Origin of the sequence: Ferruginibacter sp. HRS2-29 (assembly GCF_024343615.1) — a bacterium.
In the GTDB taxonomy this organism is placed as follows: domain Bacteria; phylum Bacteroidota; class Bacteroidia; order Chitinophagales; family Chitinophagaceae; genus Ferruginibacter.
Genome location: NZ_RJUB01000162.1, coordinates 179,471 through 196,978, shown reverse-complemented (window position 1 = coordinate 196,978; position 17,508 = coordinate 179,471). Strand labels below are relative to the sequence as shown.

The window sequence follows — 17,508 nt, the reverse complement described above, 5'->3', positions numbered from 1 at the left end:
TTAAATGGATAAGTTCCCGTCAATGAAAAAAATCATTTTGATCATAAACCTGCTTCTATCGGCACATTGTTTTGCTCAAAAAAACAATGGGTTAAAACTGTGGTACGATACGCCATCGGGAAAAACCTGGGAAAACGCACTGCCCGTTGGCAACGGCAGGTTGGGCGCAATGGTGTATGGCAATGTAGATAAAGAAATAATTCAGCTGAACGAACACACGTTGTGGAGCGGAAGTCCCAACCGCAACGATAATCCGATGGCGCTCGATTCTCTTGAAAAAATACGAACGCTGATCTTTGAAGGAAAACAAAAAGATGCAGAAAAGCTGGCGAACAAAACGATCATCAGCAAAGGATCGCAGGGGCAGATGTTTCAACCCGCCGGCGAACTGAATCTTTCATTCAGCAACAGTGAAAATTATTCAGGATATTACCGTGAACTGGATATCGAAAAAGCAGTAGCCACCACCACTTACCGTGCAGGCGATGTAGTCTACACAAGACAGGTGCTGGCTTCATTTCCCGATCGTGTCATCGTCGTTCGCTTAACCGCAAGTAAACCCAAAAGCATTTCTTTTACTGCCTTTTACACCACCCCACAACCTAACGCTATTGTAAAAACAAGCGCCAATAAACAACTCACTATTTCCGGCACCGGCGTGGATCACGAAGGCGTGCAGGGAAAGGTAAAATACAAAGGCATCAGCCGGTTTAAAAACGAAGGCGGTACCTGTACATCCACTGATACATCTGTAACAATTACCAGCGCAGATGCCGTTACCATTTACATTTCCATCGCTACCAACTTTATTAATTATCATGAGCTGAGTGGCAACGAAAATGACAGCGCTGCGGTTTATATCAACAAAGCATCAGCAAAAACATTTGCAGTCATTTTAAAAGATCATGTAAGTGCTTATCAAAAATATTTTAACCGCGTTCAACTCGACCTTGGTTCCACCGACGCCGCCAAACTTCCCACGAACGAACGGCTGAAGAATTTTAATTCTACCAACGATCCAAACCTGGTAACACTCTATTACCAATATGGGCGTTACCTGTTGATCTCCTCCTCACAACCTGGCGGCCAGCCTGCCAACCTGCAGGGAATATGGAACAATAAATCAAGGCCACCATGGGACAGCAAATACACCATCAACATCAATGCTGAAATGAACTACTGGCCCGCTGAAAAAACAAATCTTTCAGAATTGCATGAACCGTTTTTACAAATGGTGAAGGAACTTGCGGTTACCGGCAAACAGACAGCCCGCGACATGTACAATGCCCGGGGTTGGGTGGCACACCACAATACCGATATCTGGCGGGCAACCGGCGCCATCGACGGTGCCTTCTGGGGCGCATGGAGCAACGGCGGCGGCTGGACGAGCCAGCATTTGTGGGAGCATTATTTATACAACGGTGATGAAAAGTATTTAGCTTCTGTTTACCCCGTACTAAAAGATGCGGCATTATTTTACGTCGATTATTTAATCGAACATCCTGCCTATCACTGGCTCGTTATTTCTCCGGACGAATCGCCGGAAAATGCACCAAAGGCCCATGATAATTCTTCTATCGATGTTGGCGTAACGATGACCAACCAGATCATATTTGATGTGTTCAGCACAGCCATCAAAGCAGCAGAGATCCTACACAAGGATGCCACCTTTATCGATACGTTAAAACAAAAACGTGCCCGGCTGGCACCCATGCAGATCGGGCAATACGGGCAGCTTCAGGAGTGGCTCGATGATGTGGATGATCCGGCAGATAACCATCGTCACATCTCTCACCTCTATGGCCTGTTCCCGTCCAGCCAGATATCGCCTTACCGCACACCTGAACTATACAGCGCAGCAAAAAACACGCTCATTCAACGCGGTGATGTATCCACCGGCTGGAGCATGGGCTGGAAAGTAAACTGGTGGGCAAAAATGCTGGATGGTGATCATGCCTATAAACTCATACAAAATCAGCTTACACCGGTGGGCACAATACCGGGTGGTGGCGGAACCTATAACAATCTTTTTGATGCCCACCCTCCTTTCCAGATCGATGGAAATTTTGGTTGCACATCCGGCATCACCGAAATGCTGATGCAAAGCACCGACGGCCATCTGAACCTACTGCCTGCTTTGCCGGAGGTCTGGAAAAAACATGGAAGTTTAAAGGGATTTCGTGCCATCGGCGGCTTTGAAATACAGGGTATGGAATGGAAGAATGGCGGGATTGTCAAAACGGTTATCCGGTCAACGCTCGGAGGTAATCTGAGACTGAGGGTTCCCAATAAAATGAAGTTGGCCAATGGCAGATCATTAAAGGCTGCAGTGGGCGAAAATACTAACCCGTTTTATGAAACAGCTGTAATAAAAGAACCGGTTATTTCGCCAAAGGCTGTGATCACAAAGCTCATGGAGAGAAAAACTTTTTTGTATGATATACCAACAGTAAAGGGACAGATCGTAACACTGGTGTATCTGCAATAAAAAATTTGATAACACATTTCAGGATGAATAAAAAATGAGGGACAATATTCAGACACTGTCAGCGGGCATCTTTTGTATTTGTACAAAATCGTTCACTGGCTTTATTTGGTAGTTTGGGATGGCAAGCCGGTTTAACTTGTAATGATCTTACATGCTTCAGTTGATCTGAACAAGAATTGCTTGACCGTCTTATAACTACCATCGCCGGTACTCCGGCAACTATTGTATGAATGTCTCCCATTTTATAAAAATAAAAAAATGAACATGAAATCTCTATCGATCTTCCTGGCCATTCTGGCAGCAAACATCTTTTGCTTTGCGCAAAATACACCGACTGCCATCATTGAAGACTTTATACCTTCTACCTGCAATCAGCCCGGGCAGGAATACCCGAAAGTAAACTCACAGGGATATGCCCGTTTTAGAATAATTGCTCCCACTGCAGATAGTGTTCGGGTAAGCCTGGGCCTCGGAGGGAGAGGCGGCACCAAACTAATGCAGATGCCGGATACTTCCTGGATGGGCACCACCGAAGGCCCGATGGATGAAGGATTTCATTATTACAACGTAAGAATTGATGGCGGTAAATTTAACGACCCCGGTGCATTGAATTTTTATGGCTCTACCCGGTGGGAAAGCGGCATTGAAATACCGGCCCACGACCAGGATTTTTATGCGCTTAAAAATGTACCGCATGGTATGGTACAGCAGGTATTGTTTCCTTCACCAAGCACCGCAACTTCCCGCAGGGCATTTGTATACACACCACCGGGCTATGGCAAAAACCCGAAAACCCGTTATCCCGTATTGTACCTGCAACACGGCTGGGGCGAAGACGAAACCGCCTGGAGCAACCAGGGCCACGCCAATTTAATAATGGACAACATGATCGCGGAAGGAAAGATCAAACCCTTCATTATTGTGATGACTTACGGCATGACCAACGAAGTAAAATTCGGCGGCATGAGAAATTTTAAAATAGACGCTTTTCAAACGGTGCTCACAGATGAACTCATCCCTTACATAGATGCCAACTTTCAAACGGTGGCAAAATCTGCGAAACGGGCCATGGCAGGCCTTTCCATGGGCGGTATGGAAACGCATACCATCACGTTGAACAAACCCGACATTTTTTCTTACTACGCTTTGCTGAGCGGTGGTGTATATTCTGTAGAAGAGATCAGCAAGTCTCCATCAAAGCCCAAATTGATCTTTTTGAGTTGCGGCAGTAAAGAAAGACCCGACGGTGTAAAAAATGCTGCGATCGCTTTAAAAGGAGCCGGCATCAATGCTGTGTCTTATGTGTCTGAAAATACGGCGCACGAATTTCTTACCTGGCGCAGAAGTTTGCGGGAACTGGCGCCGCTTTTATTTAATTAGCAAAATAAGATTCAGACAAAATTGATTTCAGTTAAATAAGACCCTTACATGAAATACAAACATATTTTTTTACTAACATCAATGCTCTTGTTATGCGGGATCAGCCTGGCACAGCAAAACGCTTCAGCCGATTTTAAACCGGCGGTTACCAATCAGCCAGGCAAACAATTTCCGCAGGTAAATGGCGAGGGCCGGGTTCGTGCCAGTATCAACGCTCCTCAAGCGATGAAAGTGCTGCTGGATATCGGTGGAAAAAAGTATGACATGATAAAAGATGAAAAAGGTGTATGGACAGGTGAATCGCTGCCGCAGGATGAAGGCTTTCATTATTACCAGCTGAACATTGATGGAGTGCCCGTACCCGATCCCGGCAGCCTTTATTTTTATGGCGCCGGCCGTTGGGGAAGCGGTATCGAAATTCCGGCCGCAGACAGGGATTTTTATGCATTGAAAAATGTACCGCACGGCCTTATAAGCGAAAACATTTATTTCTCTACATTAACCAATGCCTGGAGGCGTTGCTTTGTGTACACCCCGGCCGAATACAATACTGATACAAAGAAACGATACCCTGTGCTGTACCTGCAACATGGAAGTTTTGAAGATGAAACCGGGTGGCCCACACAGGGGAAAGCCAATCTCATCCTGGATAACCTGGTCGCAGAAAAAAAGGCTGTACCAATGATCATCGTGATGGACAACGGTTATGCCAATAAACCAACTGACAAGGCGGATACCGGTAACAAAACCCGCCCCTTATCGGTGTTTGAAGATGTGATGATCAGGGAGATCATTCCCATGATCGATGCAAAATTCCGCACGAAAGCCAACCGGCAAAACCGTGCCATCGCCGGCCTTTCGATGGGTGCCAATCAAACGATGCGGATCATCATGAACAACCAGGATAAGTTTTCCAGCATTGGCGCATTCAGCGGCACGGCCAATTATCCTGCCGGAGATGTACTGGATCCCGCAACCTTCCTGGACGGAAAATACAAAGACGCGGCAGCCATCAACAAACAATTCAAACTCATCTGGCTTGGACTGGGCACAAAGGAACCGAATCCCTTTCCAGCTTCAGTAGGCGCATTTCGTGCCATGCTTGACAAACAGGGCATTAAATATATTTATTACGAATCTCCCGGAACGGCGCACGAGTGGCTGACATGGAGAAGAAGCCTGTTTCAATATGCCGCTTTGCTTTTTAAATAACAACATCACTATTTATCGTCAATACCAATCGAATGGGCCTTTCTTTTAAAAAATTTATTAAAAAAAGTTGTATTACCGTAACGCAGGTGGCAGCATTCACCTGCTGTATGCCCGTGCTTCATGCCCAAACTGCGGCGGCAGGTAAAACCGGCAACTATAAAAATATTTTTAAAGAGGCCGGGTATAAACAAAATGACATTGATGCAAAGATCACCAAAGCCTACAAAGACCTGTTTGAAAGTCCTTCCGGAATTTATTTCCCGGTGAACGATTCGATGGCGTACGTATCTGATATAAAAAATCACGATGCCCGAAGCGAGGGCCTTTCTTACGGAATGATGGTAGCCGTACAACTGGATAAAAAGGAAGTGTTTGACAATATCTGGCGCTGGACAAAAAAATATACCCAACACCAGCAAGGTCCGCGGGAAGGATACTTTGCATGGAGCATCAATCCGGCCACGATGAAAAAAAATTCTGAAGGCTCGGCATCCGATGGTGAATTGTATTTTGTTACCAGCCTGCTTTTTGCCGCCAACCGGTGGGGAAATAACACAGGCATAAATTACTATGGTGAGGCCAGGAGAATTTTAGATGCCATGTGGAAAAAAGATGGAACGGGAAAGATATTCCATGTGATCAATACCGAACACAAACAAATAAGTTTTGTACCCGAAGGAAATGGTTATACCTGGACAGACCCCTCCTACCATCTTCCCGCCTTTATGGAAGTGTGGGCCATGTATGCAAAAGACGGGCATGAACAATTTTATAAAGATTGTGCAGATACTTCAAGGGTTTATTTGCACAGGGCCTGCGATCCTGTTACGGGCCTGAACCCCGACTACAGCGAGTTCAGTGGTGCGCCACACAATACCAGGTGGATACTGGTTGCCTTCCGCTACGACTCCTGGCGAGTGCCGATGAACATAGCCATGGATTATGCGTGGTTCGGCAACGATGCTGCCTGGCAACAGGATTATGCAAAACGTATTCAGCAATTTTTTCGTACACAAGGCATTGATCGTTTTGGCGACCAGTTCAATATGAACGGTACAACGCCGGATTCAATTTTAGCCGCTGGTGGTTTTAAAAAACTAAGACATTCACTCGGCCTTGTTTCTACACTTGCCACTACTACTATGATCAACAAAGGCAACTACGATTTTGTACACGAATTATGGAAGGCAAAACTGGAACCATACGCTGATGGATACTTCGATCCTTATTACGATGGATTGCTGTACCTGTTCAGCCTGATGCACCTGGGTGGTAAATATCAATTGATAAAACCGCAGACTAAATAAAAAAAGAAATAAGGAAGTGGCTTAGCAAGACTTCAAAAAAGAAATGAATTTATAAAAAACAACATATGAAGAAATTATTTTTCGCCTTCGCTGCCGCATTTTTATTACAGGCTGCTGCGCATGCCCAGGAAGCTGTAAAGCCAGCCAGCACCGGTTTCGATACCATTCGCACATCCATAGCGCATGGAAACATCGATACCATTGTTTACACATCAAAAACAGTGGATAGTAAGAGACGGGCATTAGTATATATGCCGCCCGGTTATTCCAAAAAGAAAAAATATCCTGTTCTTTATTTGCTGCATGGTATTGGCGGCGATGAAAAAGAATGGCTGAACGGCGGTCAACCACAAGTGATACTGGATAACTTATATGCTGATGGAAAAATAGAACCAATGATCGTGGTATTGCCCAACGGAAGGGCCATGAAAGACGACCGTTCTACCGGCAACATCATGGCACCGGATAAAGTAGCGGCATTTGCAACTTTTGAAAAAGATCTGTTGAATGACCTCATTCCATTCATCGAAAAAAAATATTCGGTTCTTTCCGACCGGGAACACCGGGCCATTGCGGGTTTATCGATGGGGGGCGGCCAGTCGTTGAATTTCGGTTTGGGCAATCTGGATAAGTTTGCATGGATCGGCGGATTTTCCTCTGCACCCAATACAAAAACTCCGCAGGAACTTGTACCAGATGTAAATGCAGCCAAAGAAAAAATAAAACTCCTGTTTATTTCCTGTGGTGCCAGCGATGGACTTATTTCTTTCAGCAAAAGAACACATGATTTTCTGAAACAAAATAATATACCACACATCTATTTTATCGAACCGGGAGTTCATGATTTTAAAGTATGGAAAAATGGATTGTTCATGTTTTCCCAATTGATCTTTAAACCTGTTGACCCATCCACTTTTTCAAAATACCCGGTAGCCGGCGCCCCTGCCCCTTCCAACATCCGCAATGCGCCTTACCCGCAAATAACCACCGACAGCCGCGTGATCTTCAACCTGAAAGCACCGGATGCTAAAAAAGTACAAATTGACCTCGGGAAAAAATATGACCTGGTAAAAGATGCAGATGGTTTTTGGAAAATAACGACCGATTCTATCAGTGAAGGTTTTCATTATTATTCTTTACTCATCGACGGCGTAGCTGTAGCAGACCCGGCAAGCAGATCTTTTTATGGCATGGGCCGCATGGCAAGCGGGATAGAAATCCCTTTCAGCGGCGACGCCTATTATGCCATGCGCAACGTGCCGCACGGCGACATAAGGATCAAAAAATATTACTCTCCTGTAACCCGCTCCTGGCGACAGTTATACATTTATACACCGCCCATGTACGACTCTGCGGTAAATGACAAATATCCCGCACTCTACATTTTACATGGCGGCGGCGAAGATGAAACCGGCTGGGCAACACAGGGAAAAACAGACCTGATACTGGATAACCTCATCGCCGCGGGCAAAGCAAAAAAAATGATCATTGTAATGCCCGATGCGAACATCGGTGCAGGAGGCTTCAATGCAGGCGGTATTGAAAACTCGTTGAAATTATTTGAAAGGGAAATGAAAGAAGCCATCATTCCTTTTGTAGAAAAAAATTACCGTACACTAACCGATGCAGGTAACCGTGCCATGGCCGGATTATCGCTGGGCGGGATGCATACCTTGTACACCGGCATCAACAACACCGACAAATTTGCTTACCTCGGTGTATTCAGCTCCGGCTGGATCGTGCCGATGATGAACAACATCAGCGACAAACAATATAGCTTTTTGAAAGACAACGTTTCGTTGGTCAATACCAACCTGAAATCATTCTGGATCTCCGAAGGCGGCAAGGAAGACATTGCCTGGAAGAACGGGCAAATAATGGTTTCCAGGCTCAATGAGCTCAATATAAAAAATACTTACAGCGAATACCCGGGCGGGCATAGCTGGCCGGTTTGGCGAAACAACCTATACAATTTTGCGCAGGTACTCTTTAAATAAATTACAAAACGTTTTATGAAGAAATATTGTTTGCCTTTCCTGTTATTCTTTGTCGCCAACATCTCCGTTGCGCAGCAACCGGTCAATGCCTGGGAAGATCCCACCCAGTTGGATGAGCGAAAAGAAGCTTCCCGTGCAGGTTTTATGTTATATGATAATAAGGCTGCCGCCATTAAGGATGATTACAGCGCATCAACATACTATCTTTCTCTAAACGGTATCTGGAAATTTAATTTTTCTGAAGATGTAAAAAAACGGCCGCGAACCTTTTACCAGGCCACATTTAACGATGCGGGCTGGAACAATATCCCTGTTCCCTCTAACTGGGAATTAAAGGGATTCGGCATTCCCATTTATACAAATTTGGTATACCCTTTTCCTAAAAATCCGCCGTTCATTGGAAACGATAATCCTGTAGGAAGTTACAGGCGGTATTTCTCCGTGCCTGACCATTGGAGCGGCCATGATGTATCGATACACTTCGGTTCCATCACCGGTTATGCCGTTGTATACATCAATGGTAAAAAGGTGGGTATGACCAAAAATTCCAAGTCGCCCGCAGAATTTAATATCACTCCTTTTCTTAATAAAGGAAAAAACCTGCTCGCGGTAGAAGTTTTTCGCTGGCACGACGGGAGTTATCTCGAGGACCAGGATTTCTGGCGCATCAGTGGCATAGAACGGGATGTGTTCTTAACAGCACTGCCTAAAGTTAATATCTGGGATTTTTTCTTACATGCTGACCTGGATGACAATTATAAGAACGGTATTTTCTCCGCCGACATTGACATCCGCCATTTAAATAAAACAGCAACCGATGCAAAACTTTCTGTTGAAATAACAGATAAAAATGGCAAAACAGTTTTCTCACAACAAAAACAAATAACGGTTGGCAACGATAGTATGCAAAAAATCGCCGTGTCCGGCACTATCGCGGCCCCTCAACAATGGAACGCGGAAAAACCTTACCTGTACAATTGTATCATTGCACTTACTGCCAATGGCAAAACAATTTACACCAGCCACAGGATCGGTTTTAGAAAAGTCGAAATAAAAAATGCACAGTTGCTGGTAAATGGAATGGCTGTATATGTACATGGAGTAAACCGTCACGAACACGATCCCATCAAGGGCCATGTGCCGTCAAAAGAATTGATGCTGAAAGATATTCAGCTGATGAAACAGTTTAACATCAATGCGGTACGAACATCGCACTACCCCAACGATCCGCTCTGGTACAAGCTTTGCGACGAATATGGGTTGTACCTCGTAGATGAGACCAATGTGGAGATACACGGCATGGGCGCTTCTAACCAGGGAGGTTTCGACACCTCTGTTCACCCGGCGTATCTGCCACAATGGGAAGCCGCCATCATGGATCGTGAAAAAAGAATGCTGGAGCGGGATAAAAATCATGCGTCCGTTATCATCTGGTCATTGGGCAATGAATGCGGGAATGGCAAAGTGTTTCATGATGCTTATGTATGGATGAAAAACAGGGATAAAAGCAGGCCGGTGCAGTTTGAACAATCAGGCGAAGACTGGAACACGGATATTGTGTGCCCCATGTATCCAAGGGTGGAAAGCATGATGCGTTATGCAAAGGACAGCACAAAGAAACGGCCTTACATTATGTGCGAATATGCTCATGCCATGGGCAACAGCAGTGGGAATTTTCAGCAATACTGGGATATCATGATGGGCAGCAGGAACATGCAGGGTGGCTTCATATGGGATTGGGTGGACCAGGGCTACCTCACCAAAACACAGGACGGACGACCGTTTTACGCTTATGGTGGTGACCTTGGCAGTTACCATCTGTGGAACGATGAAAACTTTTGCGCCAATGGTTTAATTGCAGCGGACCGATCGGTACATCCGGGAATTTACGAAGTGAAAAAATCTTACCAGAATATTTTGTTTAAAAATACAGATGCGCAAAACGGATCGATCAATGTTTCCAATTGGTTTGATTTTACCAACCTCATTGAATATAAATTTAAATGGAAGCTGTACAGGAATGGCAACCTCGTAGCGGAGGATGTTTTTTCAGTCGACCTGGCACCGCATCAATCAAAAAATGTGCAACTGTCGATTCCAAAATTTAAAGCCGTAGAAGGAAGTGAATTCTTTTTAAATGTCTATGCTTACACCGGCAAAGCAACGGCGCTTGTTGAAGCAGGACATGAAGTAGCTTCGGAGCAATTTAAATACGCGGGTGATTATTTTGCCAAACCCGCCATTGCCAACAGCAACCTTCAGATGAATCGTACAGAAAAGAAAATAACTTTTACTGCCGGAAAAATAAAAGGCGAGTTTGACATACAACGCGGCCAGTTCATGTCTTACACTTCCAACGGAAATCGCATCATCGGAAGTTTTCCCGAGCCCTATTTCTGGCGGGCTCCTACCGATAATGATTTTGGCAACAGGATGCCGTCTGCTTTAGGCATCTGGCGCAGCGCACATCTGAATCGTACTGTAAGATCTGTAACGGTGAATGATTCCGCAAAGGACCAGATCGATATCCTGGTGGATTATATGTTGAATGATATTGCTGCTCCATACCAGGTAAACTACAGCATTCAAAAAGATGGTTCGATAAAAGTTTCAGCAACCATCAACATGGCCGGAAAAACTTTACCCGAATTGCCAAGGTTTGGTATGCGGATGAATTTACCGGAACAATATCAGGCTATCAACTATTACGGCAGGGGGCCGTGGGAAAATTACAGCGACAGGAATTTTTCTTCTTTCTTAGGTGCCTACACTACCAACGCAGACAGTATGTTTCAATGGAATTACATCCGTCCGCAGGAAAGTGGCTACAAAACTGATGTTCGCTGGTTTGAACTAACCAATCAACAGGGAGAAGGATTGCATATCGAAGGTGACCAGCCCATTTGTTTCAGCGCATTTAAAATGACCGACGAAGATCTCGATCCGGGACTTACCAAAAAACAACAACATCCTACGGATATCAAAAAAAGAGGAAACATTACGCTTCATATCGATCACAAACAAAGAGGCGTTGGCGGCGATGACAGTTGGGGTGCATTGCCACACAACGAATACAGGCTGCTGGATAAACAATACTCTTACAGTTATACCATTTCACTGATCGACAAAAAATAATACCACGACAGAATTTAAACCATAATACTACTCAATGAAAAAACTGGCCATTAAGATCATACCGTTTGTTATCGGGCTGTTTGCTGCCATACAGGTAAACGCACAGCTTCCTTATCAAAATGCTGCGTTGACTTCTGAAGAGCGGGCGAAAGACCTGTTGTCGAGATTGACCCTGGAAGAAAAAGCCTCGTTGATGTTCGATCAGTCGCCGGCCATCCCACGGTTGGGCATTAAAAAATTCAACTGGTGGAGCGAAGCGCTGCATGGGCTTGCCAGCAGCGATAATGTAACTGTTTTTCCCGAACCGGTTGGGATGGCTGCATCTTTTGACGATTCGCTGCTGTTTAAGATATTTGATGCTACCTCCGATGAAGTCCGGGCCAAATACCATGATGCGCTGAGAAGCGGAAAAGAAAACAGGCGGTTTTTGAGTTTGTCTGTATGGACGCCCAACGTAAATATTTTTCGCGATCCCCGCTGGGGCCGCGGCCAGGAAACCTATGGTGAAGATCCTTATCTCACTTCCCGCATGGGCATTTCAGTGGTGAAAGGATTGCAGGGCCCGGCCGACTCGAAGTATCGAAAACTCCTGGCCTGTGCCAAACACTATGCCGTACACTCCGGGCCCGAATGGAGCCGCCATGTACTGAATCTGAACAATGTGAACCCACGCGATCTCTGGGAAACATATTTACCCGCATTCAAATCCCTGGTGCAGGAAGCCGATGTAAGAGAAGTGATGTGTGCCTACCAGCGTCTGGATGATGAGCCTTGCTGCGGCAATACCCGCCTGCTGCAAACGATCCTCCGGGAAGACTGGGGCTTTAAATACATAGTGGTATCCGACTGTGGCGCCGTCACCGATTTTTTTACCAGTCACAAAACATCATCGGATGCCGTTCATGCTTCCGCCAAAGCGGTGCTGGCAGGTACGGATGTAGAATGTGTATGGCAGGGTTACGCCTACGAAAAATTACCGGAAGCAGTGGCCAAAGGGCTGATCAAAGAAACGGAAGTGGACAGTCATTTACTCAAAGTATTAGCCGGGCGTTTTGACCTGGGTGATTTTGATGATAACAAACTGGTGCCGTGGGCCAATATACCCATGTCGGTGGTGAACAATGCAGAACATCGCAGACTTGCGCTGGATATGGCCCTTGAATCGATGACCTTACTTCAGAATAAAAACAATTTACTTCCACTGAAAAGTTCTGCAAAAAAAATTGCCGTCATTGGACCCAACGCCGACAATGAACCCATGTTGTGGGGAAATTACAATGGCAAACCTGTAAGAACCATCAGCATCCTGAAAGGCATTACTTCCAAGGTTGGTGCAAACAATGTGGTATATGACAAAGCCTGCGATGCAGTGGAAAATAAAGTGACACAGAGTTATTTTTCAAAAACAGCAGCCGATGGCAAAAAAGGTTTTAAAGCCACCTATTGGAACGATCCCGAACGCAAAGGCGCCATTGTGACCACCACGCAGATCAGCGATCCATTTAAGATCACTACCGCCGGCGATCATGAATTTGCATCGGGGGTAAAATTGACCGGCTTCTCGGCTACGTATGAAACAGACTTCATAGCTCCTGAAACCGAAGAGATCGTTTTTAAAACAGGCGCCACCGGTTATTTCGAATTATTTGTAAATGGCAAATCGCTGGCCCGCTACAACAACTGGCGCACGCTTCCGGGAAGGGTCACGTACAATGTAGAAAAAGGAAAGACGTATAAAATTGAAATTCGTTACGCACAACTAAACAACTGGCAGGCCAATCTCGAATTTGATTTTGGCAAAGAACTGGACATCGATTTTACCGCACTCATCAACAAACTAAAAGGTATTGATGAAGTGATATTTGTTGGCGGGCTTTCTACCCTGTTGGAAGGTGAAGAAATGCCGGTAAATTATCCGGGCTTTAAGGGCGGCGACCGCACCGATATTGAATTGCCATTGGTGCAACGCAATTGTTTGAAGGCATTGAGAGCCGCAGGTAAAAAAGTAACTTTTGTAAACTGCTCCGGGTCTGCGATCGGGATGGTGCCCGAAACCGAAACCTGCGACGCCATTTTGCAGGCATGGTACGGCGGCGAATCGGGCGGACAGGCAGTGGCCGATGTATTGTTCGGCGATTACAATCCTTCCGGGAAATTACCGGTTACATTTTACAGGGATACTACGCAGCTTCCCGATTTTGAAGAGTATTCCATGAAAGGAAGGACTTATAGGTACATGACCGCTGAGCCCTTGTTTCCTTTCGGGTATGGATTGAGTTATACCAGTTTTACAATCGGAAATGCCCGGTTAAACAAAACAGCCATAAAAAAAGAGGAAGGCATCAGCATTACCATCCCGGTTACCAATACCGGCAAAAGAAACGGAACCGAAATAGTACAGGTGTATGTAAAAAAAGTAAATGATGCAGGCGGCCCGGTAAAAACATTAAAAGGTTTTAAGAGGACAGCCATCGCGGCCGGCAAAACAACGGATGCAGTGATAACATTACAACCCTCTTCTTTTGAGTTTTACGATGCCGCACAAATGAAGATGGCCGTAACGCCTGGCGAATACGAATTGTGGTACGGCAACAGCTCTGCCGCCAAAAATCTGAAAATGATAAAATTAACTATTCAATAAAACCGGTAAAATATCTACCATGAAAAATAAGCGTATAAATATTTTGAAAGCCATAAACTTCAGCAGCGTGAAAAAGCTTTTTTTGCTGTGCATCCTATTTTACCTGCCCGCTGCCTCACACGCAGATAACGGCCATGATCTCTGGCTGAAAAATGTAAAGGCGCTTCCTGTAAATATCATTGCGGGAAAAAAGACCGCAGCCATCAACCTGGCCATCCAGGAACTCAACCGCGGATGGACGGGAAGATCCGGCGCCAGTTTTACCTTAACGTTGAAAAAAGATAAAGCGCTGAAAACCGGTGGGTTCATCCTCTCTGAAAATGGCGTGCAGGCCGGCGATGAATGGGGCGTATTATACGGCGTATATGAAATTTTAAGGAGGCAGCAAACAGGCCAGCCGGTTCAAAATGGTGAAGTAGTTAACCCTTCTTACCAGCAACGCATTTTAAACCACTGGGACAATCTTGATGGAAGTATTGAAAGGGGGTATTCCGGTTTATCTATTTTCTGGAAAGGAGATAAAAATACCACCGTTACCGATGCGGATAAAAAATTGTGGATGGAATATGCAAGGGCCAATGCATCTATCGGCATCAATGGAAGTGTATTGAACAATGTGAACGCATCTCCGCAAATATTGAATGCAGAAAATCTTCAGCGCCTCAAAGCCATTGCAGATGTGTTGCGCACTTATGGTATCCGGTCTTATCTGTCCATCAACTTCTCCTCCCCTGCCAGGCTTGGTGGCCTCAAAAATTCTGATCCGCTGGATCCTGCAGTGATACAATGGTGGAAAGACAAAGTGAAAGAGATATACACAGTTGTTCCCGACTTCGGCGGCTTTTTAGTAAAGGCCAACAGCGAAGGACAACCCGGTCCGCAGGATTTCGGCCGCACCCATGCGAACGGGGCAAACATGCTGGCCGACATTGTGAAACCTTATAAAGGTATCATTATGTGGCGTGCATTTGTGTACAGTCCGACCGATAAAGACAGGGCCAAACAAGCCTACAACGAGTTCATGCCGCTGGATGGTAAATTCCGTGACAATGTAATTATACAGGTTAAAAATGGCCCGGTGGATTTTCAGCCAAGGGAACCTTTCAGCGCACTTTTTGGCGCGATGAAAAAAACAACCGTGATGCCCGAAGTGCAGATAACGCAGGAGTATCTCGGCCATTCCGAACATCTCGTTTTCCTTTCCACTTTATGGGAAGAATTTTTAAAAAGCGATACCTACCAGGAAGGAAAAGGAAGCACCGTGGGCCGTTGTACCGATGGAAGCATTTTTAACCAGGCCAACACGGCCATAGCAGGTGTGGCCAATGTGGGACTGGATACCAACTGGTGCGGCCATCCGTTTGCACAATCCAACTGGTATGCGTTTGGCAGGCTTGCCTGGAACAATACACTCACCAGCGGGCAGATAGCCAACGAATGGATACAGTTGTCGTTTTCAAATTCAATTTCTAACAAAGACAATCCGCTGGCGGTAAGCGAATGGGAACGCAACTTTTTACTACCGGTAAAACAGATAATGATGGAAAGCCGCGAGGCCGCAGTGAACTATTCGATGCCATTGGGGCTGCACCATATTTTTGCGGGCAATCATCATTTTGGCCCCGGCCCATGGGATGCGCCAAAAAGAGTGCGGGCAGACTGGACACCGCCTTACTATCACCAGGCAGCAGCGGATGGCATTGGTTTCAACAGGACAAAAACAGGTACCGATGCAGTTGAACAATACCATGAACCACTTGCTTCTACATTTAACGACATCAACACCTGCCCTGAAATATACCTGTTGTGGTTCCATCATGTAAGCTGGGATCATAAGATGAAAAGCGGGAAAACATTCTGGGACGAGTTATGCTATCATTACAACGATGGCGTGATGCAGGTTAGGCAATTCCAAAAAACCTGGGATGCGGCAGAAGGGTATGTGGATCAGGATATGTTCACAGAAGTACAACGCAGGTTGAAAAGGCAGGAAAAAGATGCACAGGTATGGAAAGACGGTTGCCTTTTATATTTTCAAACATTCAGTAAGATGCCCATTCCGGCAGAATTGGAAAGGCCGGTATACGACCTTAAATTTTTACAGGCTTCGGATATGCTGAGGGTGAACGACAACCAACCTCTCCTACCTGTGAGGAATAAAATGAGATAATGAATTATACGATAAAATATCAAACGAAAATTTTTGTGGCACTGTTATCGCTCGTTGTTATGAAGGGTTTCACCCAGACAACGGCGCAGGCTGTTTACAAAACACCTGTAAAAAAAGACACAGCAACAACCCACGAATTCCGCTACACTAATCCCATCACCAGGGATACCGCTATTTCTATGCGGGATCATTTTATTATCAAAGTAGGCAACAAATGGTATTGCACCGGCACCTCCAATCCGGTATGGACAGGCCACAACCCGGGTGTACGCATGCTTGAATCGGATGACCTGATCCACTGGAAACAGATCGACTGGCTCATCGATGCCAGCAAGCTCCCACCCGATTGCCCATACAACGGGCGCTTTTGGGCACCCGAGATCCATTTCATCAAAAATAAATATTACCTCACCGTCAATAGCGGCAAAGTAACCGAAGCTGATCCCAAGGGCATGAGCACGCACAGTGTGTGGTTGTTTTCTTCAGATAAAGTGACGGGGCCATACCAGCTGGTCAACGGCCCGCTTACCCCGCAATATAACAACGATGCCACTTTGTTTGAAGATGAAGACGGGCAAACCTATCTCTATTGCAGTGGCAATGGGCTGTTCCAGGCGAAGATCGATCTGGCAACAGGAAAATTAACCACACCGATCCTGAAATTTTTAGATAAAAAACAACCCGGCTGGCCCGAATGGATGGCCGGCGGTATCGAAGGGCCTTTTGTGATAAAAAAAGAAGGAACATATTTCATGTTCTTCTCCACCTGGACAAGAGGATACGAAGTTGGTTTATTAAAATCCAAAAATCCCATGGGCCCATGGGAACTTGTTTCTCCCGAACCCATCTTTGGCACCAGAAAAAAAGGCTATCGCCCGGAACTTGCTGCAGGCGGGGGTTACAGCCATTTAAAATTCCAGGACACGGAGGATCCCTACCAGGAAACAGGACACAATGCGCTATTCACAGGCCCCGACGGGCAACTCTGGAGCTCCTGTCATTATTTTATGTATGAAAAAAGGCCGTACCCGTACAGCCAGACCTTTCAGCCCTGGGAACTCACGCCACAGATGGGGTATGAACCGGTCTATTTTAAAGACGGCCGTTTTTACATAAAGCCAGCCAGCTGGACGGAACAGATCATCACCTACTAAAAACATATTTCAACGATCATTAAA

The 17,508-nt window shown here is 45.6% G+C and carries 9 protein-coding genes; all 9 read left to right on the top strand.

Annotated elements, in window-relative coordinates:
* Nucleotides 1–22: 22 nt before the first annotated feature.
* The 9 genes from EGI32_RS20860 (at nucleotide 23) to EGI32_RS20820 (ending at nucleotide 17,484) form a co-directional block, all read left to right on the top strand.
* Nucleotides 23–2,488: a glycoside hydrolase N-terminal domain-containing protein gene (locus tag EGI32_RS20860; protein ID WP_255157605.1), complete on the top strand. Its 2,466-nt coding sequence runs from the start codon at nucleotides 23–25 to the stop codon at nucleotides 2,486–2,488.
* Nucleotides 2,489–2,752: 264 nt separating this feature from the next.
* A complete protein-coding gene (locus tag EGI32_RS20855) occupies nucleotides 2,753–3,868 on the top strand; it encodes an alpha/beta hydrolase-fold protein (protein ID WP_255157604.1) in 1,116 nt (371 codons plus the stop codon).
* An 81-nt stretch (nucleotides 3,869–3,949) separates the two neighbouring features.
* Nucleotides 3,950–5,080, top strand: a complete 1,131-nt coding sequence (locus EGI32_RS20850; RefSeq protein ID WP_255157603.1) for an alpha/beta hydrolase-fold protein — start codon at nucleotides 3,950–3,952, stop codon at nucleotides 5,078–5,080.
* A gap of 32 nt (nucleotides 5,081–5,112) precedes the next feature.
* Nucleotides 5,113–6,387: a glycosyl hydrolase family 8 gene (locus EGI32_RS20845; RefSeq protein WP_255157602.1), complete on the top strand. Its 1,275-nt coding sequence runs from the start codon at nucleotides 5,113–5,115 to the stop codon at nucleotides 6,385–6,387.
* 65 nt (nucleotides 6,388–6,452) lie between these two features.
* Entirely contained in the window at nucleotides 6,453–8,384 is a 1,932-nt protein-coding gene (locus tag EGI32_RS20840) for an alpha/beta hydrolase-fold protein (RefSeq protein WP_255157601.1), read from the top strand.
* Between the two features lie 15 nt (nucleotides 8,385–8,399).
* Nucleotides 8,400–11,519: a glycoside hydrolase family 2 TIM barrel-domain containing protein gene (locus tag EGI32_RS20835; protein ID WP_255157600.1), complete on the top strand. Its 3,120-nt coding sequence runs from the start codon at nucleotides 8,400–8,402 to the stop codon at nucleotides 11,517–11,519.
* A gap of 34 nt (nucleotides 11,520–11,553) precedes the next feature.
* The gene (gene xyl3A, locus EGI32_RS20830) at nucleotides 11,554–14,160 is read left to right on the top strand and encodes a xylan 1,4-beta-xylosidase (RefSeq protein ID WP_255157599.1); all 2,607 of its coding nucleotides are present in this window, start codon (nucleotides 11,554–11,556) and stop codon (nucleotides 14,158–14,160) included.
* 19 nt (nucleotides 14,161–14,179) lie between these two features.
* Entirely contained in the window at nucleotides 14,180–16,330 is a 2,151-nt protein-coding gene (locus tag EGI32_RS20825) for an alpha-glucuronidase (RefSeq protein WP_255157598.1), read from the top strand.
* Nucleotides 16,330–17,484, top strand: coding sequence for a glycoside hydrolase family 43 protein (locus tag EGI32_RS20820; protein ID WP_255157597.1), 1,155 nt, complete (start codon nucleotides 16,330–16,332; stop codon nucleotides 17,482–17,484). The genes EGI32_RS20825 and EGI32_RS20820 overlap by 1 nt, the downstream gene beginning before the upstream one ends.
* The last annotated feature ends 24 nt before the right edge of the window (nucleotides 17,485–17,508 follow it).